General features: G+C 63.4%; 27 protein-coding genes. 12 read left to right on the top strand and 15 right to left on the bottom strand.

Features of this window, described 5'->3' with window-relative positions; all coding sequences use genetic code 11:
* The first annotated feature begins 124 nt into the window (after positions 1–124).
* The 4 genes from AC1RU4_RS15805 to AC1RU4_RS15790 all read left to right on the top strand — a co-directional run bounded on the left by AC1RU4_RS15805 (position 125) and on the right by AC1RU4_RS15790 (position 5,978).
* Positions 125–3,010, top strand: coding sequence for a type III restriction-modification system endonuclease (locus AC1RU4_RS15805; protein WP_492892057.1), 2,886 nt, complete (start codon positions 125–127; stop codon positions 3,008–3,010).
* Between the two features lie 225 nt (positions 3,011–3,235).
* Entirely contained in the window at positions 3,236–3,847 is a 612-nt protein-coding gene (locus AC1RU4_RS15800; protein WP_492892056.1) for a type IV toxin-antitoxin system AbiEi family antitoxin domain-containing protein, read from the top strand.
* The gene (locus AC1RU4_RS15795) at positions 3,837–4,748 is read left to right on the top strand and encodes a nucleotidyl transferase AbiEii/AbiGii toxin family protein (RefSeq protein ID WP_492892055.1); all 912 of its coding nucleotides are present in this window, start codon (positions 3,837–3,839) and stop codon (positions 4,746–4,748) included. The genes AC1RU4_RS15800 and AC1RU4_RS15795 overlap by 11 nt, the downstream gene beginning before the upstream one ends.
* Positions 4,749–5,432: 684 nt before the next feature.
* Complete coding sequence (locus tag AC1RU4_RS15790) at positions 5,433–5,978, top strand: hypothetical protein (RefSeq protein WP_492892053.1); 546 nt, start codon at positions 5,433–5,435, stop codon at positions 5,976–5,978.
* A 29-nt stretch (positions 5,979–6,007) separates the two neighbouring features.
* Here the strand turns inward: AC1RU4_RS15790 and AC1RU4_RS15785 are convergent, their stop codons facing one another.
* Entirely contained in the window at positions 6,008–7,237 is a 1,230-nt protein-coding gene (locus tag AC1RU4_RS15785) for a reverse transcriptase domain-containing protein (protein ID WP_492892052.1), read from the bottom strand.
* A gap of 176 nt (positions 7,238–7,413) precedes the next feature.
* On the opposite strand from AC1RU4_RS15785, the gene AC1RU4_RS15780 reads away from it, so the two are divergent.
* The 5 genes from AC1RU4_RS15780 to AC1RU4_RS15760 all read left to right on the top strand — a co-directional run bounded on the left by AC1RU4_RS15780 (position 7,414) and on the right by AC1RU4_RS15760 (position 9,709).
* The gene (locus AC1RU4_RS15780; protein WP_492892051.1) at positions 7,414–7,602 is read left to right on the top strand and encodes a hypothetical protein; all 189 of its coding nucleotides are present in this window, start codon (positions 7,414–7,416) and stop codon (positions 7,600–7,602) included.
* A gap of 34 nt (positions 7,603–7,636) precedes the next feature.
* On the top strand, positions 7,637–7,876 hold the full coding sequence (locus tag AC1RU4_RS15775; protein ID WP_492892050.1) for a hypothetical protein: 240 nt from the start codon (positions 7,637–7,639) through the stop codon (positions 7,874–7,876).
* Between the two features lie 213 nt (positions 7,877–8,089).
* A complete protein-coding gene (locus AC1RU4_RS15770) occupies positions 8,090–8,524 on the top strand; it encodes an 8-oxoguanine DNA glycosylase (protein ID WP_492892049.1) in 435 nt (144 codons plus the stop codon).
* A gap of 303 nt (positions 8,525–8,827) precedes the next feature.
* Complete coding sequence (locus tag AC1RU4_RS15765) at positions 8,828–9,148, top strand: 7-cyano-7-deazaguanine synthase (protein ID WP_492892048.1); 321 nt, start codon at positions 8,828–8,830, stop codon at positions 9,146–9,148.
* Positions 9,149–9,244: 96 nt separating this feature from the next.
* Positions 9,245–9,709 carry a TIR domain-containing protein gene (locus AC1RU4_RS15760; RefSeq protein ID WP_492892047.1) on the top strand — a complete coding sequence of 155 codons (465 nt, stop codon included), beginning with the start codon at positions 9,245–9,247 and terminating at the stop codon, positions 9,707–9,709.
* Between the two features lie 481 nt (positions 9,710–10,190).
* Here AC1RU4_RS15760 and AC1RU4_RS15755 read toward each other — a convergent pair whose 3' ends face one another.
* From AC1RU4_RS15755 to AC1RU4_RS15710, 10 genes are all read right to left on the bottom strand, one after another.
* On the bottom strand, positions 10,191–10,625 hold the full coding sequence (locus AC1RU4_RS15755) for a hypothetical protein (protein ID WP_492892046.1): 435 nt from the start codon (positions 10,623–10,625) through the stop codon (positions 10,191–10,193).
* Positions 10,626–11,088: 463 nt separating this feature from the next.
* Entirely contained in the window at positions 11,089–11,718 is a 630-nt protein-coding gene (locus AC1RU4_RS15750) for an NrsF family protein (RefSeq protein ID WP_492892045.1), read from the bottom strand.
* Positions 11,718–12,368 (bottom strand): sigma-70 family RNA polymerase sigma factor, encoded by a 651-nt coding sequence (locus AC1RU4_RS15745; protein ID WP_492892044.1) that lies wholly within the window; start codon positions 12,366–12,368, stop codon positions 11,718–11,720. The genes AC1RU4_RS15750 and AC1RU4_RS15745 overlap by 1 nt, the downstream gene beginning before the upstream one ends.
* Before the next feature lie 72 nt (positions 12,369–12,440).
* Positions 12,441–12,890, bottom strand: a complete 450-nt coding sequence (locus AC1RU4_RS15740) for a DoxX family protein (RefSeq protein WP_492892066.1) — start codon at positions 12,888–12,890, stop codon at positions 12,441–12,443.
* 71 nt (positions 12,891–12,961) lie between these two features.
* Positions 12,962–13,816: an HvfC/BufC N-terminal domain-containing protein gene (locus tag AC1RU4_RS15735; RefSeq protein ID WP_492892043.1), complete on the bottom strand. Its 855-nt coding sequence runs from the start codon at positions 13,814–13,816 to the stop codon at positions 12,962–12,964.
* Complete coding sequence (locus AC1RU4_RS15730; RefSeq protein ID WP_492892042.1) at positions 13,813–14,802, bottom strand: hypothetical protein; 990 nt, start codon at positions 14,800–14,802, stop codon at positions 13,813–13,815. Before AC1RU4_RS15730 ends, AC1RU4_RS15735 begins: the two co-directional genes overlap by 4 nt.
* A gap of 15 nt (positions 14,803–14,817) precedes the next feature.
* Complete coding sequence (gene bufB, locus AC1RU4_RS15725) at positions 14,818–15,717, bottom strand: MNIO family bufferin maturase (protein WP_492892041.1); 900 nt, start codon at positions 15,715–15,717, stop codon at positions 14,818–14,820.
* Positions 15,718–15,782: 65 nt separating this feature from the next.
* Positions 15,783–16,115, bottom strand: a complete 333-nt coding sequence (locus AC1RU4_RS15720; RefSeq protein ID WP_492892040.1) for a BufA1 family periplasmic bufferin-type metallophore — start codon at positions 16,113–16,115, stop codon at positions 15,783–15,785.
* Between the two features lie 263 nt (positions 16,116–16,378).
* Complete coding sequence (locus tag AC1RU4_RS15715) at positions 16,379–16,663, bottom strand: putative quinol monooxygenase (RefSeq protein ID WP_492892039.1); 285 nt, start codon at positions 16,661–16,663, stop codon at positions 16,379–16,381.
* A 143-nt stretch (positions 16,664–16,806) separates the two neighbouring features.
* A complete protein-coding gene (locus AC1RU4_RS15710) occupies positions 16,807–17,712 on the bottom strand; it encodes a LysR family transcriptional regulator (RefSeq protein ID WP_492892038.1) in 906 nt (301 codons plus the stop codon).
* A gap of 95 nt (positions 17,713–17,807) precedes the next feature.
* Between AC1RU4_RS15710 and AC1RU4_RS15705 the strand changes: the two genes are divergently transcribed.
* Positions 17,808–18,218, top strand: coding sequence for a CidA/LrgA family protein (locus tag AC1RU4_RS15705; RefSeq protein ID WP_492892037.1), 411 nt, complete (start codon positions 17,808–17,810; stop codon positions 18,216–18,218).
* Positions 18,190–18,903, top strand: a complete 714-nt coding sequence (locus AC1RU4_RS15700; RefSeq protein WP_492892036.1) for an LrgB family protein — start codon at positions 18,190–18,192, stop codon at positions 18,901–18,903. The genes AC1RU4_RS15705 and AC1RU4_RS15700 overlap by 29 nt, the downstream gene beginning before the upstream one ends.
* Before the next feature lie 104 nt (positions 18,904–19,007).
* Here AC1RU4_RS15700 and AC1RU4_RS15695 read toward each other — a convergent pair whose 3' ends face one another.
* The 4 genes from AC1RU4_RS15695 to AC1RU4_RS15680 all read right to left on the bottom strand — a co-directional run bounded on the left by AC1RU4_RS15695 (position 19,008) and on the right by AC1RU4_RS15680 (position 22,162).
* Positions 19,008–19,589 carry a DUF924 family protein gene (locus tag AC1RU4_RS15695; RefSeq protein WP_492892035.1) on the bottom strand — a complete coding sequence of 194 codons (582 nt, stop codon included), beginning with the start codon at positions 19,587–19,589 and terminating at the stop codon, positions 19,008–19,010.
* Entirely contained in the window at positions 19,586–20,818 is a 1,233-nt protein-coding gene (locus tag AC1RU4_RS15690) for a low temperature requirement protein A (RefSeq protein WP_492892034.1), read from the bottom strand. Before AC1RU4_RS15690 ends, AC1RU4_RS15695 begins: the two co-directional genes overlap by 4 nt.
* A gap of 15 nt (positions 20,819–20,833) precedes the next feature.
* The gene (locus tag AC1RU4_RS15685; RefSeq protein WP_492892033.1) at positions 20,834–21,103 is read right to left on the bottom strand and encodes a hypothetical protein; all 270 of its coding nucleotides are present in this window, start codon (positions 21,101–21,103) and stop codon (positions 20,834–20,836) included.
* Positions 21,104–21,388: 285 nt separating this feature from the next.
* The gene (locus AC1RU4_RS15680) at positions 21,389–22,162 is read right to left on the bottom strand and encodes an SDR family oxidoreductase (protein ID WP_492892032.1); all 774 of its coding nucleotides are present in this window, start codon (positions 22,160–22,162) and stop codon (positions 21,389–21,391) included.
* Between the two features lie 142 nt (positions 22,163–22,304).
* On the opposite strand from AC1RU4_RS15680, the gene AC1RU4_RS15675 reads away from it, so the two are divergent.
* Positions 22,305–23,207 carry a LysR family transcriptional regulator gene (locus tag AC1RU4_RS15675; protein ID WP_492892031.1) on the top strand — a complete coding sequence of 301 codons (903 nt, stop codon included), beginning with the start codon at positions 22,305–22,307 and terminating at the stop codon, positions 23,205–23,207.
* Positions 23,208–23,272 lie beyond the last annotated feature (65 nt).

Here is a 23,272-nt window from a genome sequence, read left to right as displayed (position 1 = left end):
CGGCGAGCGCTTCACAAGGGCCATGGCGGCCTGATGTTCAACCCCGCCGCCCCGCACACGAAATTCCTGACAGTCCCTCGCGGATCTGTTCCGTGGGCAGGAGATCAACCGCACCGAGTTCACCGTGACCCGGCAGGACGCGGGCGGACTTCAGGGCGAGCTCGGGCTGGTCGAGAGCGAACTCGGCATCGGCAATCGGCTCACGCTGCTGGACGATGAGATCATCGCCAACCTGAAAGATATCCAGCTCCGCAACGGCTTGGCTCCATCCTCCGCGCTGACCTCAGGCGACTTCACGGTGGAAATGGAGACGGGCACGGGCAAGACTTATGTCTATCTCCGCAGCATCTTCGAGCTGAACAAGCTCTACGGCTTCACCAAGTTCGTCATCGTCGTGCCGTCGGTCGCGATCAAGGAGGGCGTCTACAAGACGCTCCAGATCACCGAGGAGCATTTCAAGGGTCTCTATTCTGGGCAGCCCTTCGACTATTTCCTCTACGATTCCGCCAAGCTCGGACAGGTCCGCAATTTCGCGACCAGTCCCAACATCCAGATCATGGTGGTGACGGTTGGCGCCATCAACAAGAAGGATGTGAATAACCTTTACAAGGACAGCGAGAAGACGGGCGGCGAACGGCCGATCGACCTCATCCGCGCGACGCGGCCGATCCTGATCGTGGACGAACCGCAGAGCGTCGACGGCGGCCTTTCTGGCGCTGGCAAGAATGCCCTCGGCGAGATGAATCCGCTTTGCACGCTGCGCTATTCGGCGACCCACGTCGACAAACATCACATGGTGTTCCGCCTGGACGCGGTCGACGCCTACGAGCGCAAGCTGGTCAAGCAGATTGAAGTCGCCTCGCTCGAAGTGGAGGGCGGCCACAACAAGGCCTATGTCCGCTTTGTCTCCGCCAGCAACGCCAAGGGAACCATCACAGCGCGCGTTGAAATCGACGTGCTCGATGGCAAGCAAGTGCGTCGCCAGGAGGTGACGGTTCAGGATGGCGACGATCTGGAGGAGCTGACCAAGCGCGCCATCTATGCCGATTGCCGCATCGGGGAAATCCGCGCCGGACGCGACAATCAGCTCCTGGAGGTGAAGCTGCCGGGCAGCGAGGAGTTTCTCCAGCCGGGTCAAGCCGTCGGCGATGTCGATGCCGACGCGCTGAAGCGCCTGATGATCCGCCGCACGATCCACGAGCATCTGGTAAAAGAAAAGCGCTTGGCGCCGCTCGGAATCAAGGTGCTGAGCCTGTTCTTCATCGACGCGGTGGAGCACTACCGGTCCTACGACGCCGCCGGCAATCCCGTGAAGGGCAAATATGCCCGCATCTTCGAAGAGGAGTATCGCCGCGCGGCCAAGCTTCCGGATTTCGTCAGCCTGTTCAAGGAGGTCGACGTAACGTCGGAAGCCGAGGAGGTGCACGACGGCTATTTCTCGATCGACAAGGCGCGGCGCTGGACCGATACGGCCGACAACAATCAGGCAGGCCGCGACAATGCCGAGCGTGCCTATAACCTGATCATGAAGGACAAGGAGAAGCTGCTCAGCTTCGAGACGAAGCTGAAGTTCATCTTCTCGCACTCCGCCCTGAAGGAGGGGTGGGACAATCCCAACGTCTTCCAGATCTGTGCGCTCCGCGAGATCGGTACCGAGTGCGAGCGGCGGCAGACCATCGGCCGCGGCCTCAGGCTGTGCGTGAACCAGAATGGCGAACGCCTCCGCGGCTTCGACATCAACACGCTGACCGTCATCGCCACCGAGAGCTACGAGGACTTCGCCGAGAACCTGCAGAAGGAGATCGAGAAGGACACCGGCATCAAGTTCGGCATCGTCGAGAAGCACCAGTTCGCGACCATCCCGGTGGTCAATCCGGACGGCTCGACCGGAATGCTGGGTTTCGAGGAATCCGCCGCCATCTTCGATCACCTGAAGGCCGAGGGCTTCGTCGATACCAAGGGCAAGGTGCAGGATACGCTGCGCACCGCCCTGAAGGACGGAACCCTCGCGCTGCCGGTGGCGCTCGCCGCCCATCTCGGCGCGGTTCGCGACGTGCTGAAGAAGGTCGCCGGGAAGCTCGACATCAAGAACGCCGACGAGCGCGTCACCGTCAAGACACGGCAGGCCATTCTTGAGAGCGCCGAATTCCAGGCGCTCTGGGACCGCATCAAGCACAAGACGACCTATCGCGTTCACTTCGACAATGAAAAGCTGATCACCGATTGCGCCAAGGCCATCGCCAACGGCCCGCCCGTCTCCAAAGCCCGCGTGCGGGTCAGGAAGGCCGATCTTTCCATTGGTCAGGGTGGCGTCGAGGCCAAGGAGCACGCCAAGGACAGCGGGACGATCATCACGATCGAGGAAGGCGACATTGTCCTGCCCGACGTGCTGACCGATCTTCAGGACCGGACCCAGCTCACCCGCAAGAGCCTCGTCCGCATTCTGACCGAGTGCGGCCGTTTGACCGACTTCAAGCGCAATCCGCAAGCCTTCATCGAGATCGCCGGCGAGGTCATCAACCGGACCAAGCGTTTGGCCATTGTCGACGGCATCAAATATCAGCCGATCGGCGACGAGCACTATTACGCGCAGGAGCTTTTCGCGCAGGAGGAACTGACCGGCTATTTGCGCAACATGCTCAAGGACGCGCAGAAGTCGGTCTTCGAGCACGTCGTCTATGATTCCGGAGGTGTTGAACGGACATTCGCAGAGCAGCTCGAAAAGAACGAGTCCGTGAAGATCTACGCCAAGCTGCCTGGGTGGTTCAAAGTGCCGACTCCGCTTGGCACCTACAATCCCGATTGGGCGGTTCTGGTCGAAGTCAGTGGCGAAGAGCGTCTCTATTTCGTCGTAGAGACCAAAGGCAGCCTCTTCGTGGATGATTTGCGCGACATCGAAGCCGGCAAAATCGCGTGCGGGGAGGCGCACTTCAGCGCACTCGCCTCCGGACCGAACCCAACTCGATACATTAAGGCCAGAACGGTCGACGACCTGATGGATCACACGTAAGGCGCTCTCATTCGCGAGGGCTGCCGCGCGTCAATTGCTTTGCCTCCTGGAGAGCGGCGAACATACGTTGGCACCAGGGGCAAAGTCAGAGCCCGCGCTTTGGCGGTGCCCGCGCGCAAGCGGCCACTTCGAGGAGCAATCGCATCGGATTGCCGTTTCCTGAGAATGTGATAAAACCTCTGCTGTATTCCGAATCTGCCGAGGAAACATCACATCGCTACGGCCATGGATTCTCAACGCGCTCAAGCGCTCAAACTGCTGAAAACGTGCCCGATGATGCGGCTGAAGGACTTTGCCGCCCACGGCATCGGCCCGGAAACGCTGGCCCGTCTTGTCCGGGACGGGGCGGTCATTCGCCCCGCGCGCGGTCTCTATCAGCTTGCGGATAGTTCGGGCGATGCGGCTCGCATTCTGGCGGAAGCTTCGGTGCTCGTTCCCAAAGGCGTCATCTGCCTGACCTCAGCGCTGCAATTCCATGAGCTGACTCTGCAAATGCCATCCGCCGTTTGGATGGCCATCGATCGCACCGCCTGGCGTCCCAAAATCGATTATCCGCCCATCCGCTTCGTGCGATTTACAGGCCCATCTCTGGCAGACGGTGTCGAGCGGCATTCCATCGATGGCATCGAGGTGTCGATCACAAATCCAGCGCGGACGATCGTCGATTGCTTTCGCTATCGGGCGAAGGTCGGACTGGATGTCGCTCTGGAAGGCCTGCGTGAGGGACTTCGACGGCGGAAAGTCACGAGCGACCAGCTCTGGACCTATGGGACAAAGGGAAAGGTCTGGTCGACCATGAGGCCCTATGTGGAAGCGACGGTAGCCGATGGCACATGAACCAAGGAAAAACGTCGGTGCTTCGGTCCGGGCTCGCCTGCTCGACCGGTCTCGTGTCGAACGCACGGACTTTCAGATTCTGCTGACGCGCTATGCGCTGGAACGGCTTCTGTATCGACTGAGCCTGTCACCTCATCGCGACCGCTTCATCCTGAAGGGTGCGATGCTGTTCGTGACCTGGGTGGCAGATCCTTTCCGGCCTACACGCGATCTCGATTTCCTCGGCTATGGCGAGAACAGCCCGGAGGCGATCGGAGAGGTCTTTCGAGAGATCTGCGGGCAGTCGGTCGATGACGATGGCGTCGTATTTGATATTGTAGCGATCACGGCTGTTCCGATCCGGGAGGACGTTGAATACGGCGGCATTCGCGTGCGCACCTCTGCGACGATCGCAGGCGCCCGCGTTCCTATCCAAGTGGACATCGGCTTTGGTGATGCCGTCACGCCGGGACCCGTCGAGATCGTGTATCCGCCACTGCTCGACGCGCCAGCACCCCGCCTGCGCGCTTATCCGGTGACGACGGTGGTTGCCGAGAAATTCCAGGCGCTCGTCCAGCTCGGTATTGCGAACAGCCGGCTGAAGGATTTCTACGATCTCTGGCTGATCGCGCAGACGTTCGAATTTGATCGGGCATCGCTTGCAGAGGCCGTTCGCCAGACCTTTGCGCGACGCGAGACCATGCTTCCGACCGAGAAGCCGATCGGCCTGAGCGACGCTTACGCCGAGGCCTGGGGGCGGCAGTGGAAGGCCTTCCTGGGGCGAGAGCGAATGGCCTCGGCGCCGACGGAGCTGACTGCCGTCGTCTCCGACCTCGCCGGATTTCTGCTTCCCTTGATCGCGTCCGCTGAAAAAGATGAGCGTTGGAAGCCAGGTGAAGGCTGGAGGGCGTCGAATGCGTAGCCCGCAGAGCAACGCGGAGCGCGCACATGGATTCGCCATCTATCACAGTCAATCGCGGATTTTTGCGATCGGCTCTAGCTATTTCTCCCGCGCTTCGTATATAATGCAAACGTACAGATCGATGCCGCGCACCGCGCCACATTTATTGTGGAAAATCAATTGCGTGCGATTCTGACGGTATATCTGACGGTAATCGCCTATTTCTCCGTTTTACACTCATAGATAATTCAAATACTTACTGCTCCGGTTAATCATCGAGTGGGAGTGACGGATACAAACGGCGGCAATAGCGTAGTTTCGGCGGTGGTCTTCGCTGCCGTGCCGTTACCGTTCGGTCTGTTTCTGACTTCCGTCGAGCGGCGTTGATCTCCCCCTCAAAACTTACTCATCCGATCCGAGTCCAATCCCCGAGCGAAGTAAAGCGACTTCAGAGGAGGGGAGAGCTCTAGCGTAGGATAGCGTACATATAGGCGGGTCCCGCGTCCTTGCCGACATTCGACGCCCGCCGGAAAGCGGACGCTTGACGGTATTCGCTTTGGGCGTCTGTCTGAGGCCTTAGAGGAGCGCGGATATCCACTATCTCGCGTTTTGCTCGGTGGGTGGTGTCGAGATTGCGGGCAAGCGGTGGTTCAATCGCGAGCTGAAGCAGAAATGGCGGAACTAGGCGGCAGGAGGGGAATTGCTTTGCGCAACCCGCTCATTCATAACGCGGACGCCGTTCGCGGATTCTTCGCCCGGTCCGATGCGCTGGACTATTTGTGCCTGCGTCCACTGGACCATATCGCCTCGTCCTGGGAGGTCGTGTGGGACCTCGACGGCCTGCGCTGCGTCCCGGAGGAAGACAGTTTCGCGGCTGATCTCAACCTCGTCATCGACGAGATCGCAGGAGTTGTGCGACCCACTCGTTACCATGACGACGGGGGCGCGTTGATCAAGGCCTATTTGGGGGCAAGCAAGTGGCCTCAGCAAAAGAAAGGCAACCGCTGGATCGTCGCCGACTATGCGTCGCTATTGGAGCAGGCGGCATCGGCCGATCTGCATGAGGCCCGCCTTGTCAGTGCCGCGACCGGACGCGTCCATGCCGCGCTCGACTTCGGCCAGATGCATTTCGACAGCATGGAAGAGGGGCACCGGCGCATCCTGGCGCAGGTCGTGACTATCATTCTCTACCAGCGCTACTGCGTTGGGGCCTCGCTCTTCAACGATCGCCAACAACGTGAAGTGCTATAGTGATCGCATGATCGCCGACCATTCGCAGGTCAAGGATTAAGATCGCGTATGGCCTGATCTGCACGACGTTCCAGACGGCGTATCTGCCGCGCGATATCGCCGGCGTCGAAGGCCTTCTCCGCCCTGCGGCCATAGGCAGAGAAGTTCCTGACACCGACAGGATAGAACCGGCGCCTCAATCGCTTCGTGTAGATCTTATCAGCACGCCCATCGGCAATCGCCTGCTCGCCGAGTAGACGGGTCTTCTTGATGCTGTATTTCAGCTTGCGGTATTGCCGCGCGAATGAGCTCGGCCGGATCGATGCGCCCTTATCGGTAACGTTGAACCCGAGATACTGGAAGCACGCCGTGCCGCTGGCATCGAATGCGGCCCGCTCGGTCTTCGTGCTGTTAATCTCCAGCTTCACGGCCTTGATGGCGTCCATCAGGGCATCCTGGATCATCGCCTCGTACTCGGGCTTGCAGATCACGAGGATGTCGTCGGAGTAGCGCTGGTACAGCGCACCATGGTCACGGCAAAGGGACGCCATGGCCCGGTCGACATCGACCATGTAGAGGTTCGAGAACACGCTGCTGATCGGCGTGCCCTGCGGGATGCCGAAGGCATTCGGATTCGAGGTGATCGCGATGCCAGCGGCCTTCACCTCGGCGATCGAGGCGACGGGTTCGGGCTTGCGCGACCTCAATCGCGACCCGATGTCCGGATAGGCCGCAAGGGCGGCGCGGCTGATGTAGCTGAAGCGCGTCACGTGCCGAAAGACGCCATACCAATCCTGGCTCAGTTCAGCGCTGCCGAGCAATCGCTTCAACTGCTCCTTGAGCAGGCGGTGATGGAGATTGTCGAAGAAGCCAGAGATATCGAAACACAGCACAATACAGGAGGCATTGGCCTTCGCGAAACGAGCGGCAGCGGCGGCGAAATCGTAGTTCGACTTGCCGAGGCGGCGATAGCCGATGACATGGTCCGTCAAGCCTTCGAGCTGGTAGAACTCATCAAGCCGCCGGGTCACGTCCGCAGCGTATTTCGACAGGATGCAGGCGTTGCGATGGGACGCGTACATGATCGGCCTGGACTTGTAGACCGTCTTGCCGTCATCTCGCTTGTAGCGCTTGACCCGTTTTTCATAATGGATGAGAGGCGACCAGGCGTGCCGCCTGATACAGGCTCCGGCCTCGAGGTTGCTTGCATAGGCTTCGCCTACCGGCGCGTCGAAATGCTTATATCCGCGCTTGCTGAACCAGGCAGGCCGCTTCGCCATCCCATTCTAGCAGAGTCCGGGGAGCTAGCTCCGACCCAGAGCCCCGGTTTTGGCCGGACGCTCCCCAGACGCACGCCTCAATCCGTCAGCATCTTCCCGTTCTCGTCAGACCAGGTGTCCCCCAACGCGGGTCAAATAACGCTAGGCAGTATTATGTAGTCGTGGAGGTCCGAGCCATGCTCGAAGTCTCGTCGATCGGGATCGCGGTGATGATGCTGACGCTCGTCGGCATCGTCGCTGCGGGCCTGGATCAGCTTGACAGTTTCAACGACCGCACCGATGGCCAATTCCGGCGGCTCGTGACAGGTGGAGGTTGCCAGTCTGTTCCGCGAGGGCAGAGCAAGGCCGCTCCACCGCTTTTTTGAAAGCGCCTAGTCGAAGAGCGCCAGCCGCAGACATTTGTGGCTTGCCGAGAAGCGGACATGGCGCCGCTACGGATCACGCGGCGCCGGCATCGAGCTCGATCTCCTTACGAAGTCCAAAAATGCTCGGACCTTTGCCGGCGGGATGATTGACGGCTTCAATGAGGGCTGGATTGACTTTGCCGATCAGGGTCGAGGGGCGCGGAAGGGGGCCATTTCGATCGAAAGCGTCATCGCCAAACTGGTTGAGGCCAGTCGCAGCAAGGTTGCTGCATGAGCCCGGAACTCCGTAGGCACCAACAGACGAAGATCATGGAAACCGTGGCCGCTCAGAGCATCGCGATCCCTGGTCATTCGTGCTTACGCCGGACAGCCAGAGCCTGGTGGCAGCTGCTCCTCTTGCCGGCTCTGCGGACTTAAGGCCATACACGTGCTGCCATTGTGGAGTGAGACATGAAGTCCTTTGGGAAATGGGTCTTGGCCGACAAGGATGCCCTACGCCCTCGCTCAGGCTGCCTCGGCGCGCCTATGCGAAAGCGCCATCCTACTCGACGACAGCCACTCCGCAGAGACGCTCGAGATCGTCCTCGGCGATATACTGCGCGAGGACCTAGAGTTTGGAGGCAGGGTTCGTAGGTACCGTTTTCCTAACAGCCGCGCGCGTGAGTTGGCTTTGACCTGGTCGGAGATTCAGCGGGAAGGCGGCGGCCTAAAGTCCCTGCTGGAGGGCTTCTCTGACCATCATGCTAGCCGAGCATGGTTCGTCCGCAATGCCCCGGGGATGGGACCCAAACAGGCAAGCATGTTCCTGAGGAATATCGGGGCAACCTATGAGCTCGCCATCCTCGACCGTCACATCATCGGTTATATGGCACTCATGGGACTGGCCGCCAAGCCTGCGGCGGCCCGCTCGATGTCCAGCTAGGTTCGGGACGAACAGGTTCTTCGCGACCACGCGGCCGGGTTCGGCCTTCCAGTTGGCCTGCTAGACTGGGCAGTCTGGATCGTTATGCGGGTCGCCTCCGGCCGATCCGCCAAGGAGGTATCAGCATGAGCGTCGTCGCTCTTGTCTCGGGAGACCTCGACTCCCTCCTCGTCGCCCGCCTATCTCAGGAGACTGGGCTGATGCAGCATCCTCTGTTCATCGACTACGGGCAGAGGGCACGCGACCAAGAATTAGCTGCTTGTGTTCGTGGCATGCGTCAACTAGGTGCTTCCAGCACCTGTCGTGGCCGATCTTTCTGGGTTCGGCCGCCTGATTAAATCAGGCCTCACCGACCCGACCCAAGACGTTTACAAGGACGCCTTCACGCTTGGGCGGAACTTGCTGTTCCTTCTCGCCGCGGCAGCCCACGCCGCGAAGGTTGACGCCGACGTTGTTACCATCGGTCTTCTTCATGAGGATGCGAGTCTGTTTCCCGACCAGACTCGCCGATTCCTCGCTTCCGCCGAAGCAACGCTCAAAATGGCGGTCGGCCGATCCGTGCGCGTTCTCGCCCCATTGTCGGAATTTCACAAACGGGACGTAGTCCGCCTCGCCGAGGAGTAAAGGGTTGAAGGGATCTTATTCCTGCCACTTGGGGCAGGAAGAACCGTGCGGGGAGTGCATCGCCTGCCGGGAGTTTCTTTTCGAAGGATCGAACTAATGGGCGGCAGCAGTAGCGGCGGCTACAGCCGTCTTGGTGATGTAAAGGGCTTGGAGCAGAAGGCTAAGGAGGCGTTAGAGGGTGGCCGGAAGAACATTTTCCTAAGTTTCTCTATGGACGACATTGACGAAGTTAATCTTGTTCGGGCCCACGCAAAGAACGAAAAAAGCGATATTGAATTTAACGACCGCTCGGTGCGCGAGCCCTACGACAGTGATCGCGCCGAGTACATTAAGTCGAGACTGAAGGAACGCATCAACCAGGCCTCGACCACCGTGGTTTACGTCTCGGAAAATACGGCCTCCAGCGACTGGGTCGCCTGGGAAGTGAAGACGAGCCTAGACCTCGGCAAGCGAGTGATCGCGATGTACAAGGGTGATCGCCCGCCGGCCCGCGCGCCCGACTGGATGTCTAATCCAGCGATCAAGACTATGCCGTGGAAGGACCTAGCCAAGGCACTGTGACATTTGACTTCGGTAGCCTAGGCCCGTCATAAGCATCCCGGGAGTATTGGAGTAGGTGCCGTAAGCGGACCCTCCGAAGGTCTCAGATGAGTCAGGAGAGGCCGGTCGGGTGGCCGCATCGCCGGCATACCTGCTATTTCGCGGCCGCTCCAAGTCCGCCCGCGGTGTCTTGGTGACGCCTCAATGTGCAGTCTGCCGTGCCAGTCGTTCCTCATATCCGACGTCTGGGAAAGGAGCCGCGGAAGTGCCAGACGTCCCCGCGCTTACAGATGGTGATGGGCATGGACGCGCGGCCTCCATTAGGGCCATGACGTCGTTGTCGGTGAGAACCATAGTCTCACCGAATATCCGGCATGCGCCAATATTTCTCGCCATCTGGCGCAGCGTGCGCTCGGGACAGCCGCACCGGCGGGCGATGCCGGTGGGGCTGATGAAGGCGGGGACGGAGTTCATCGAGGGCCCCGATACTCCATGGAAATCCTCACTTCAGCGACAAAGCTAGTCCGCTCAAATCAAGGCTGACGATTACGCCCTTTTGCTCGCCGCTTAGCTCCAAAACGGCGCCGTTCTGGTTAGTCAGGACAACAACTTGCGCGCCCTTTCCGAGGGCGGCGCCAGCACCGCCCTGGGCATAGACTCCAGAAACGTCAGACGGACGTCGGATATTTTTGACCCTTCCATGAAATCGTGTCTCTGAAGCGCCGAAGGTGAAGCCATAACTCAGCCCCCCGACCGAGAGTGGATATTTGCGGCCCTGAAACGTCAGCACGCCGTCTCCGGCTGATCCGCCGACCACGAACCCGGCCTTCAAGATACGGATGCTGATTGAACCGTCAGCGGCGCTCGCCATCGATACGGCGCCGATGAGCGCTGCCAATGCGAGGAGCCCGACCCTTAGTACCGACAAGACTTTCATCGACGATACCTTCCAAACTAGAGCGATGCGCCATGTTGCCCATCGTTAGACAACGCTCACTCTGGCGGTTGGTTGCTCGACAATCAACTGCGAGACTGAACGCCTTTTCGTTGCGCCAAGGCTAATGCAGCGTGTGCGCCTCCTACGCCGGCGGCTCGTCGGGGCATCGGTAAGCCGGCATGCAGCGCACGCCAACCCATGAGGAACGGATCTAGCCGACGTCTGCAATGGGTCAACTCGAGGCATTGCGCCTGATGCGCCCACGACTGCCAGGCAGCTGGCAGCCATTATAAGAAGTTGGCCTGATAGCTGGTCGCCATCAACGACACATGCGCTTCTAGCGGCGGCCGCAACTCAAAAGCCTTTGGCTCTCTCGAAAAATTCCACAACCGCACCAGACGCCAGTTTTCACGACGCTCCTCAGCAGCAGCCGCGATTATGCACTTTACATAGTGCATAATCGCTACACCTTCCGGCTGAAGATCGCGGCACCGGCGAGGAACAGAACCGCCGTGCCCAGATTCCAGCCGAGGACCATCGCGGTGGCGTCGAGCGGATGGAACATCGACAGGGCCGTCGCGGTGATCGCCGAGACGGCGAGGCTCCCCATCAGGATGACCGACGTGGGCCGGAGCGCCGCCGCGTAGCGGAGCATCGCCAACATCAGCAGCGACAGGGGCAGGCTGGTCAGCACGAGCGTGGCAAGGCAGCCGGACGCGGCCTCGACGGTGATGGCTCCCGGCGGCACGGGCACCCAGCCGGCGAAGCATTGGTAGCCGATGGTCGACAGCCAGACGACGAGCGGCGGGACGGGCAGGAGAAGCCACCGGCGGGACCGGTCCGGCAGGCTGACGAAGAAGGTGGCGATGGTGGCAAGGACGCCGGTCAGCAGCGACGAGATCATGTTGATGGCGAACACCGCATCCTGCATGCGTTCCGCGAATTGCGGGCGCACGCCGTGGCTGACCGTCATGAGGGCCATGATCGTGGCCGCGAGCAGGAGCCATCCGATGGCGCGGACCAGCGGCGGACGCAGGCGCCTGACCGGCGGGGCGTTGGTGGCGAGCGAGCGGATCAGGTCGGACGTGTCCATCACCAATCCCTCCGATCCGGGAGCAGGCTCCGCAGGTTCCGAAGCGCTCGATGGGTCGCCATCTTAAGCGAGGCGACGGACAGGCCGGTCGCTTCGGATGCTTCCTTCAGCGACATTTCCTTGAGCTTGAGGAGATCGACAGCCGTCCGCTGGATCGGCGGCAGGCCGCCGAGAGCCTCGGTCAGGCGATGCCTGTCAAACTCATCATCATGGTTGTCGGACGCCGCGGCGGTTGCCTCATGCTCGGCGGTGAGCGGGGCCTCACGCAGCGCCTGCCGGCCGCGTCGACGCAGCCGGTCGATGGCGCGGCGATGGGCGATGCCGACCAGCCAGGGGCCGAACGGCCGTGAAGGATCGTAGGTGTGCCGGATCGAATGAAGGGTCAGCAATATGTCCTGCACGGTATCTTCGATGTCCCAAGGGTCCTTGTGCCATCGCCTGACCAGTGATCGGAGATAGGGGGTGATCTCCTGGAGAAGGCGCAGATAGGCGACCGTATCGCCGTCCTGCGCGCGCGCCATGAGGATTGTCCAGTCGAGATCGCGCGATGCCGCGGCCTCCGGCTCCCCCGGCGCGGCCTTCGCCCGTTCAACAGTGGCCTCGCCATCCGAGGCCACGAGCGTCAGACGCCGGCGACCGTCATCCTGCATCGCGCCACCTCCCGGAGATCGCGGATGCAGAGGGGGCATCGCCGTGCGGACCTTTGGGACGATGGCGAGGCATCACCGCGTCGCCCCCGGCAAATCCAGTCCAACGACGCTTTTGCCGATCCAGTAGTCGAGCGAGACCGCACCGGGGCCCATGGCCATGATGGCCATGGCCAGTGCCGCCCAGTACAGGTGGAAATTCGCCCAGCCGTCGGGAAACACCAGCTGGATCACGCCGGTCATGATCAGCAGGCCGAGTGCGGCAAAGCGTGTGCCGAGGCCGAGGATCAGCAGGAGGGGCAGCACGATTTCAGCGATTGCGGTCAACAGGGCCGACTGATCGGGCGCGGGAAGCGCATACTCGCCGCCGAAGACATGCAGCACGAACTGCTCCTCGAACAGGAACAGCGTCCCCGGCGAGAGGGACAGGAAGCCATCCCACCGCGTGAGGCCGGAGCGAAGGAAGGGAAGCGCCAGGGCAATACGCAGGACGGGGGGAGCGATCCATTGCGCGCCCGCCTCCATCCCGAGAAGCACCTGGCGGACCACCTGACGGACCGTTGCGCCGGCCCTGCTCGACGATATCGGCGCCATTTTCATGCGGCCTCCATCGACCGGGCCGGCCGCACGTCATGGCCGACGATGATTCCGGCCTCGATCATGCCTCGCAGCGTGCCGGCAAGATCGAAGCGCGCACTGGCGGACAGTCCTTCCTTCGCGGCGTCGACGATTGGCAAACCTGCCTGCAGAGCTTCCATGAATGTGCCGGCGCCACCCGGCAGCGTCCGAACCTCCACATCCGCATCGGGGCGGGCGACGAGGGCTTCGTCTCCACCATCATCGAAGTCGATTTGCGCGGTGCCGTGGCCATCGACATTCGCCTGCCAGATGCGCACGACCGGGAAAGTGGACCTGACGATGCGGACGGACGGGTGCAGGACGAGCCGCAGTGCCGGCACATCGTCCGGCGGCACCTGGCCGAGAGCCGACGGCGGCAACGGCGATGCGTCGGCCGCGTGATAGGCTTCCGCCCATGCCCGTTCGAGGCGCGCGACATCGGGGAGATAGGGGAGCACCGCGGCGGGCTCGAAGCGTCCGATGAAACCGGGAAAGCCGGCGCCGTAGTCGAGCATGATCGGAGAGGCCGGCGGTTCCGCCATCACGTATAGGCGCGCCATGGCGGCGAAGAATTCCTCGCCGACGAGACGATGGACCACCGGGAAGGCCGCCTTCAGGGTCTCGATCAGCCCGACGACGACATTGTTGCGATAGACGGCGAACCGCCTGGCGCTCGGCAGTCCGTCGGGACCTACGAGACCGGCGGGAGCCGGCTGGCGCGGATCAAGGAGCGCCCTGGCGAAGTCAGCCTGCCGGTCGGCAAGCCCACCCATGCCGGCATCGTGTTGCGTGCCCTCGATCCCCCGGAACGAACGGCGCATCGAGCCGGTCATGGGCGATCTCCTCGATGGGGACGCTGAACGACGTTGGTCCAGAAGGCGCGGAGGCTGTCGAGGCCGCCGGCCGTCGAACTCCACAGGGTCGCGTCGCCAACCAGCAGCGTGCCGGCGAAGCTGTCCGGCTTCGACTGCAGCAAGGCGTCGAAGGAGGCGCGGCCGTCGGCCGTGAAGGGATGGGGCGGCGCCGCAAGATCGATCTTCTGGCGTGCCAGCACGTCGAGTGTCGCGACGGCCTCGCCCATGCGCTCGAAATGCGGCAGGTGCGGATGAAGATTGAAGGTGCCCACGCCCGAGAGCAGATGAAGGTGGTCGAGTGAGGCCTCGACGTCGATCGGCGACGGCGTGCCGTCGGCCTCCGAGGCCGGGCGCAGTCCGAACCGGTTCTCGACGGGCGCGCCCAGGCCGGCGAGCAGCGAACGCCCGAAGCCGCCGAACCCCTGTCGCGGCGGAATGGTCTTGTCGCCGTGATGCAGAAAGTCGGCGACCTGCCGCGCGACCATCTCCTCGTGCGAATCCGCCTCTTCCTCGCCGATGTCGTGATGCGGGCCGACGAACAGGAGGTGATCCGGCGCGGAGAGAAACGAGCGGACGAAATCGATTTCGACCGGGCTCGCCTGCTGGTCGGTCCGCAGCGAGTCGAAACTGATGATGATGAGCGTGTCGATGCCGTCGAGCGCTTCGGACCCGAGCGGGACGAGCCGGCCATCGCCGCCGACACGCTCGATCTCGACAACCGGATGCCCGGTGATCGCCTCTCCCAGCGTCGCGAAAGCCGCGAAGTTCTGCTTCATGATGTGATCGAGGAAACCTCCGATGCCCTGATCGAAGCGTGACGGATCGCTCAATTCCTCGAACCGCGGAAAGAGCATGCGGCGGCTCTCGAAGAGGGCCGGGAAACGGTTCTCGATGATGTCGAGCGGAGCTCCGGCCTCCTCCGGCCGGCTCCAGGCATAATAGATCGCAACTCTCCGCGCCGGCATGTGATGTCTCCGGGATCAGTCTATGTGGGCCAGGGCGGGGGCATGTCGGTGGGTCGGGTCGATGTCGGCCATGACACGCTCGGCGCGCTCCGATTCGGCCTTCAAGGTCGGCCAATCGGGCAGGTTGGCGTCCCATTCGATCAGGGTCGGGACCGGGCCGATACGTTCAATCACCTGGGCGAACAACCCCCAGACGATCTCCGCGACGGGCCGGTCATGCGCGTCGATCAGCAGGGGGCGACCTTCTTCGTCGGCATCGGGCGCGAACCCGGCCAGATGGATCTCCTGCACGTGGGAAAGCGGGTAGGCATCCAGATAGGCCACCGGATCCCAGTCCTGGTTGGTGCAGGCGACGTGAATATTATTCACGTCCAGCAGAAGACCGCATCCCGTCCTTTGGACGATCTCGGCGATGAAGTCGGTTTCCCGCCATGTGCTCTCGGCGAAGGCCAGATAGGTGGAGGGGTTCTCCAGTAGCATCTGGCGCCCGAGCGCGTCCTGCACCTGATCGACATGCTCCACGACGCCCGCGAGCGTCTCGTCCGTATAGGGCAGGGGAAGCAGGTCGTTCAGAAAGCCGGCATCATGGCTGGACCAGGCGAGATGCTCCGAGAACAGCGCCGGGGAATAGCGATCGATCAGCTGCCTCAGGCGCGCGAGATGATCCCCCTCCAAAGGCCGATCCGCGCCGATCGACAGGCCGACGCCGTGAAGCGACAGCGGATAGCGTTCGCGGATCGCCGAGAGGTAGCGATGCGGCGGCCCGCCCGCGCCCATGTAGTTCTCGGCATGGACCTCGAAGAAGCCGATATCGGGCGAGGTCTCCATGATCGTCCGGTAGTGCTCGGCCTTCAGGCCGACGCCGGCACGTTTCGGCATCGCGTTCTGGGACGGTTCGAAAGTCGCTTCCGGCATGGCATTCCCCTCGGTCGGCGCGGGAGAGAGATGGCCGGGCTTCAAGAGCCCGGCCGAGCAGGCGATCAGGCCTTGGGCTTGAGGCTGCCCATTCCGTTCGGCGTGGAGATGGCCGTGCAGGTGCCGGTCGGCACCAGCTTGAAGGCATTGCCCTGATATTCGGCGGTGCTGGTGCCCGCGCAGGTGGTGCCGGCGCCGGCAAAGCAGTCGTTCTGGCCCTTGAGCGCGACGCCGAAGCAGGGCTCGACCTTGCCGGACTTCACCTTCACGGTGTTCTCGGCCTGGATCTTCTTCTGCTGCGTCGTGAAATCCTGGGCGTTTGCAGGAATGACGGCAAGCGTGCCGAAGGCGGCGGCGAAGGCGCCAACCACCAGCGTGGACATCAGACGATCGGACATATTGGTTCTCCTGAAAGTTAAGCCAGCACGCCTGTTGCGGCTGGCGGACGGCGGCTGCATCGGCGCGCCTGTAAGGTGGTTCGTTGTGACGTCCTCCGAGGTAACTCGGCTTCGGAGGAATTTTGTCGGGCGGTCTTCAGCGCTTCGATGAGGCTGCGGGGAATGGGAGCTGCCGCACCGGCCAATGATGGCGCGTTCCGATGACCGGCTGCGGATGGCGGCCCGGATCGACGGGTCGCTTTGACCTCAACATCCCGTCTTGCTCATGCCGCCGGCTTCGAGGCGACCACCGCGCTCGGATGCAGCTCGGGCTCGGCGGCCAGCAGTTCGGGGACGGTGGCGAAGATCTGGCCCGCGGCGCTGCCGGACATGTGGGCGTTCAGGCTTCCTTCGCTGTCGAAGAGGTCCACGAGGAAGATTTTGTCCGCGTCGGCGTTCGAGCGCAGCACGAGCCAGAGCGTCGTGCCGGCTTCCGCCTCGACCGCGGGCAGCGCGGCGGCGATCTTGTTGGCTGCTTCCTCGCCCAGGCCGGGCTTGGCCTTGAACACGACGACGCCTGCTACTCTTGTCATGGATGCGTTCCTTTCCGTTGCTTGGAGTGCTCGCCTGTCAGGCTTCACCAACGAAGGTTCGCTGCGGAGCCGGGAGAGGTAACGCGGCGCTCGACGACAAGTCAGTCGAGAGGGAAATGCTATCGCGTGCTCGAGGGTGCTTCAGCGCCGGCGTGGACCTCTTGAACCAACGATAGCCACGCGCGCGCCGCACCCGACAGAAACGCGCCCCTGCGCCAGGCCATCACCATGTTCCACTCCGTGTCCATCTCATCGAGAAGGACATGGCGGATGGCCGGATGCTCGCGCTGGGTCGCGATCATGCGGGGCAGGAAGGCGACGCCGAGGCCGGCGCCGACCAGCTCGATCATGAAGTCCACCTGGCTGCTGCGGGCGACGACCATCGGCTCGAAGCCCAGGCGGCGGCATCCGTCAAGGATGATGCGATGCAAGGCAAAGCCGCTATCGAACAGGATGAACGGCATGGCCTTGAGGTCGTCGAAGCCTATGGCGCTTTTCGCGCCCAGCGGGTGGTCGGCGGGCAACAGCGCGACGAGCGGTTCACGGCGCAGGGAGACCCAGTCGAATTCCTCCGAGGCGGGCAGCAGCGTGCCGGCAAAGTCGATCTCTCCGGCGCGCAGAATCTCTTCCAGCTTGTCGCTCCCATGTTCGACGAGGCGGATATCGATTCCCGGATAGCGCTGGCGGTAAACGGCGAACAGGGGGGCGAACAGGGTGCTGCTGCCCACCGGCGGAAGCCCGAGCCGGAGAACCCCGCGCTTCAGGCCGCGGATCTCGTCAAGCTCGGAGAGAAGATCGTCGCGATCGGCGAGCAGCTTGATCCCACGGCGAAAGACCACGTCTCCGGCGGCGGTGAGCACGCTGCGATGGCCGATACGGTCGAGCAGGGGGACGCCGATCTCTTCTTCGAGCTGCTTCACCGCCTTGCTGACGGTGGACTGGGTCGCGAACACGGTCTTGGCAGCCTGGGAGAAGCCTCCCTGGCGAACGACTTCGACGAAGGCCCGCAGCGGTCGAAACTCCATGACAAGTCCATATCAGAATGGATGTTAGTCAATCAATTCATTTTCATCATACTGCGTCGCGGCATAAATTGCGCTCGCCAACCGGATACGTCCTCATGACCGCGAACAGGCCATCACCGATCGTTCACTGTGCCGCCGCGTTGCAGGTCGGTCTCGTGGTGGCCTTCTGGCTGCTCGGCGAGGCGCTGGTGCGGGGCCTCGGTATCCCGCTTCCCGGCGGAATCGTCGGGTTGGCGATCGTCCTGCTGCTCCTGGCGACGAGGCGGTTGAGCGTCCCCAGCGTGAAGCGGGGCGCCGACTGGCTTCTCGCCGACATGCTGCTCTTCTTCGTGCCGGCGGTTCTGGCCGTTCTCGATCATCGCGAGTTCCTGGGCCTCGTCGGCGTGAAAATCCTGTTCGTCATTCTGCTGAGCACGGCGGCCGTCATGTTGGTGACGGCCTTCGCGGTGGACTGGTGCTACCGGTGGAGGGCCGGCCATGTTCGGGCTGCACCAGCTTCTCGCTGAACCGGCCAGCCAGGCGCTGTGCTGGTCGGTCGTCACGATCGGCTTCTACTGGGTTGCGAAGCGGCTGTACCGCAGGTGGCCGCGCTGGTGGCTGATGCCGCTGGCCGTGACGCCGGTCCTCGTCGCCGCCGTCGTGCTTTCGCTGCACGCGACCTACCATGACTACATTCATGGGACGAGGTGGCTCGTGCTCCTGCTCGGGCCGGCCACCGTCGCCTTTGCGATTCCGATCTACGAACAGCGCGCGCTCATTCGCAGCCACTGGCCGGTATTGCTGGTCGGCGTCGTCGCCGGCAGCCTCACCGCCATGCTGTCGAGCTGGGGCCTGGCGATGCTTGTCGGCCTCGACGGGTCGCTTCGGCTCAGCCTGCTGCCGCATTCGATCAGCACGCCGTTCGCGATGGAGGTCTCGCAGGACATCGGCGGCATTCCCGATCTGACCGCGGTTTTCGTCGTCGTCACCGGCATCGTGGGCGCGGTCATCGGCGACGTCATGCTGGTACGGATTCCGTTCGGTTCGGCGCTTGCGCGCGGTGCGCTCTTCGGCGTCGGGGCTCACGGCGCCGGCACCGCCCGCGCTCACCAGATCGGCGATACCGAGGGGGCCGTCGCGGGCCTGGTCATGGTGCTGGTCGGCCTGCTGAACGTGTTGGCCGCGCCGCTCCTTGCCAGGTTGCTGAACTAGGCAACGCATCCCGCCGGCCATCCCGTCAGCCTCGAAGGCTGGGCGCGGCTCGTTCAGGCGGGCCGCGATCATGGCCGATGGCGAGGCGACGGTCGTCGCGGTCTTCAGCCCCGGAAGCCGCCGGCCTTGAGGTAGTCTTCCTCCTCCGGCGTCGGGATCCGGCCGAGCATGGGATTGCGGTGCGGAAACCGGCCGAAGCGGCGGATGATGTCGTGGTGGCCCTCGGCGTGCTCCAGCCAGGGCCGGCCCAATCCGGCGTTGAGCCGTATCGACAGGTCCTGATCGGCGAGATCCTCCGAATGGGCGAAGGGCAGGCAGAAGAACAGCCGCAGGTCCGGCTCGACGCGTTCCATGTGCCCGGCGTCGAGCGCCTGCCTGGCATAGGCGCGCGCGAGCGGGTCGGTCGCGTACATATGGGCCGTGCCGCGAAAGGCATTGCGGGGAAACTGGTCGGTCAGGATCACCAGCGCCAGCGCGCCATCCGGTGTTGCCGTCCAGTTGTCGTGTCGGCGGGCCGCGACGGCCATGTGAAGGTCGAGGAAGCGCTTCCGAAACGTGGCGTCGAAGGCCGCGTCCTTGGCGAACCATCGGTCGGGGGATGCCCGCCAGAAGGCCACCACATCCGCGGGCGCATCGTGCGGATGCTCGCTCGGCCGCCTGAGGCGCAAAGCATGGAAGGCCTTCATCGCGCCGGTTCCCGGTGCGGCAATTCATGAGGATTGCCCGGACGTCGCCGCCTGCGGACCAGCCGGCCTTCCCACAGGCCGGCCGCCAGCAGGACGATCGTCGTCAGCCAGCCCATGGTCAGCAGGTCGACGCTCGGCGCGACGGCAATGAGGGCCATGAGCGCGGCGACGCCCGCGATGTGTGAAGCCGGCAGGACGCCGTACACCACCTTCTTGTAGAAGGCGCTGCCGAGCAGGTAGAGCGCCGGCCCGCCCGAAAGGATCAGCGCATAGGCCGTCTTCAGCCCGTCATGCGGATGCGCGAGCACCAGATCGTTGCCGACCGCCGTCGCGATGATGCCGCCGACCAGGATGGCGTGGATGTAGTGGAACCAGGCGCCGATCCGGCCAGGATCGTCGGAATGGGTGATGGCGGCGGTCGCATCCTTGCTCGACGTGCCGAAATAGAGCCACCACATGGCGAGCGTGCCGAGGAAGGTCGCGAGCAGCGCCGAGAGGATCGGCACGTCCCAGATCTCGGCATGCGCCATGGTGGCGCCGGTCGCCAGCAGCGTCTCGCCGAGGGCGACGATGCAGAAAAGCTGGCAGCGCTCGGCCAGATGCCCGCCCTCGATGGTCCAGTCGCTGGTTTTCGAGCGGCCGAAGCCCGGCAGCGGGAAGCCGAACATCGGCGAGACATATTCGCAGGCGACCGCGACCGCCCACAGGGCCATGCGCGCCTCGTGCGACACGAACGCGCCGGCGATCCAGAAGACGGCGGCGATCGAGACCCAGCCGAGCATGCGTCGGTAGTTCGACGCAAGCGGATGCTCCGGGCCCAGCTCCCAGACGATATAGGCCGTGCGCCCGACCTGGATCGCGACATAGGCGAGCGCGAAGACCAGCCCGCGCTCGCCGAAGGCGCCCGGAATCGCCGAGGCCATGATCAGGCCCGCCAGCATGACGGCGAAGATCAGGCCGCGGATGCGCGGCGTCTCCGGGTCGAACCAGTTGGTGACCCAGCAGGTATATTGCCAGCCGAGCCAGACCGCGAACCAGAGGAGCAGCGTCTCGACGACGCCGGTCAAGGTCAGGTTGTGCAGCAATTCGTGGCTGAGCTGCGTCACCGCGAAGACATAGACGAGGTCGAAGAACAGTTCTTCGAACGTCACCCGCGCATGATGGCCGTCGCGGCGGCGCAGCAGCGGGTGATGGTCGGAGGTTCGGGGGGGCGCGGAGCTATCGGTCATCGGCGTTCCAGCGTGTCAGGTGCGTGCGGATTGCCAGATGGCGATGCCGGCAATGGCGGCCGGCACCGCGAAGACGACCAGCAGGATGGGCAGTTCCTGCGCCACCGTGTAGCCGGCCTTGCTGACGCCGATCCAGAGGTTGGCGACCGATACGGCCAGCCAGACGGGAATGAACACCTTCGCGGCAAGCCCGAGCGCCGGCATCGTGCCGCCCCAGAGCTGGCCGAACAGCAGGAAGACGCCGATCAGGACGACCCCGCCAATAATGACCATCAGCATATGCATGGCGTCGTCCCCTTCATGAAAGCACGCTCAGCTTCGTCGCGATGCCTTGCCGGCCTGGGGCGGGAAGACATCGAGTTCGAGATCGGCAGCGCCCGTGTCGCCAGGCGCGTCGAAGCCGGCTTTGCCGTCATATGTGCCCATGCCACGGTTGTCGCCGCTGAAAGGTCGGCTGTCGATCCCGCAATGGAGATCGGTCTGGATCTGGTCGATCCGCCGCCATGGCCCTGGGTCGCGTCGCTTCGGACAAGTGGAGGCGGCCGGGCGCTGCCCCGGCCGTCCCGCGGCTTACTTCGTCGTATAGCCGCCGTTGACGAGGATGGTCTGGCCGGTCATCCACCAGCCGTCGGAGACGAGGAAGCGGATGAAGGGGACGATGTCCTCGATGTCGGTCAGGCCGGTCCTGGAGAAGTTCGACAGCGCCGCCGCCGTCTTGTGATAGGCGACCGCGTCGGCGCCCTCGGCCGGATAGAAGAACGGCGTGTCCATCGGGCCGGGACCGATCGCCGTCACCGAGATGCCGCGCTCGCCGAACTCCTTCGACGCCGCCCGCGTGAAATGCTCCACCGGCGCCTTGGTGCCGGCATAGGCCGCATAGAAGGGCGTGAACGCACCCAGCAGCGAGGTCACCAGCGTGCAGACCTTGCCGTTGTCGCTGACATGCTTGCCGGCCTCCTTGAGGAAGAAGAAAGCCGACTTCGAATTGACCGCCGCCATCTCGTCGTACTCGGCTTCCGAGATCTCGACCATCGGCTTCTTCAGCACCTTGCCGACCGTGTTGATGGCGATATCGATGCCGCCCATGGCCGCCTTGGCATCGGTGAACAATGTCTCGGTCGCGCCGGCCGTGGTGAGATCGGCCTGGAAGGCGAAGGCCTGCGCACCGGCCGCCTCGATCGCGGCCACCGTCTCGTCGGCGGCCGGCTTGGTGGCGCCGGTATTGTAATGGACGGCGACCGCTTTGGCGCCCTGCGCGGCGAGATCGCGCGCGAGCAGTCCGCCGAGGTTCTTGGCGCCGCCGGCGATGAGAACGGTTTTGCCCTTGATGCTGTGATCGGTCATTGGCGTCGACCTCCTTGGGTTGCCCGGCGGCCACCCGGGCGGCCGCTTCCTGCCACGCACCGTATCGTCTATAACAGCGTCATAAAGCCGCTCGTTCTGACATCACCTGTCAGAAATGACGGACAATCAGCGGGATGCGTCCTTGGACCGGATCGATCTCTTCCGCACCTTCACCCGCGTCGTCGAATGCGCCAGCTTCACCCGCGCCGCCGACACGCTCGGGCTTCCGCGCTCGTCGGTGTCGGCCGCCGTGATCGATCTCGAAGCACGGGTTGGCGCCCGCCTGCTTCACCGCACCACCCGGAAGGTCTCGCCGACCCAGGACGGCGCCGCCTTCTATGAGCGCTGCCTGCGGCTGATCGCCGATGTCGAGGAGACGGAGGGCCTGTTCCGGCAGACGTCGGTGGGGCCTACGGGCACGCTCAGGATCGACGTGCCGGGCCGGATCGGCCGGCTGATCATCGCGCCCGCTTTGCCGGAGTTCCTCGCCCGTCATCCTCAGCTCGACATCGAGCTGCGCGTCACCGATCGGGCGGTGAACCTCGTCGAGGAGAGCGTCGATTGCGTGCTGCGCGTCGGCCCCTTGAGCGATTCAGGGCTCATCGCCCGCAAGATCGGCGACCTTGCGCTGATCAATGTCGCCAGCCCCGGCTATCTCGCCCGATTTGGCATTCCGGGCGCACCCGGCGATCTCGGCGAGCACCTTGCCGTCAATTATGCCTCGCCGTCGACCGGTCGCGTCGAGGAGTGGGAATGGATCGAGGGTGGCGAAATGCGGATGTTGCCGATGCGCGCCCGCGTCACCGTCAACAGTGCCGAAGCCTACATCGCCTGCTGCCTTGCCGGCCTCGGCCTCATCCAGATCCCCGCCTACGACGTCAGGCATCACCTCGACGCGGGCGAGCTCGTCGAGGTGATGCCCGATCACCGGGCCGCGCCGATGCCGATGGCGCTGCTCTATCCGCACCGTCAGCATCTCTCCCGCAGGCTCCAGGTGCTTGCGGATTGGCTGGATGAGCTCGTGAAGCGCCAGCTTCTTCGATGACGATGGGCGGGAACGGACGGGTGGCGAGGCTCGCGTCCGAACTTCAACATCGTGGAACTCCCCGC

It is taken from the genome of Ancylobacter sp. GW821-FHT10E12 (genome assembly GCF_058809335.1).
Note: the sequence above shows the minus strand (reverse complement) of the source record. Positions and strands in the feature narration are given on the sequence as shown.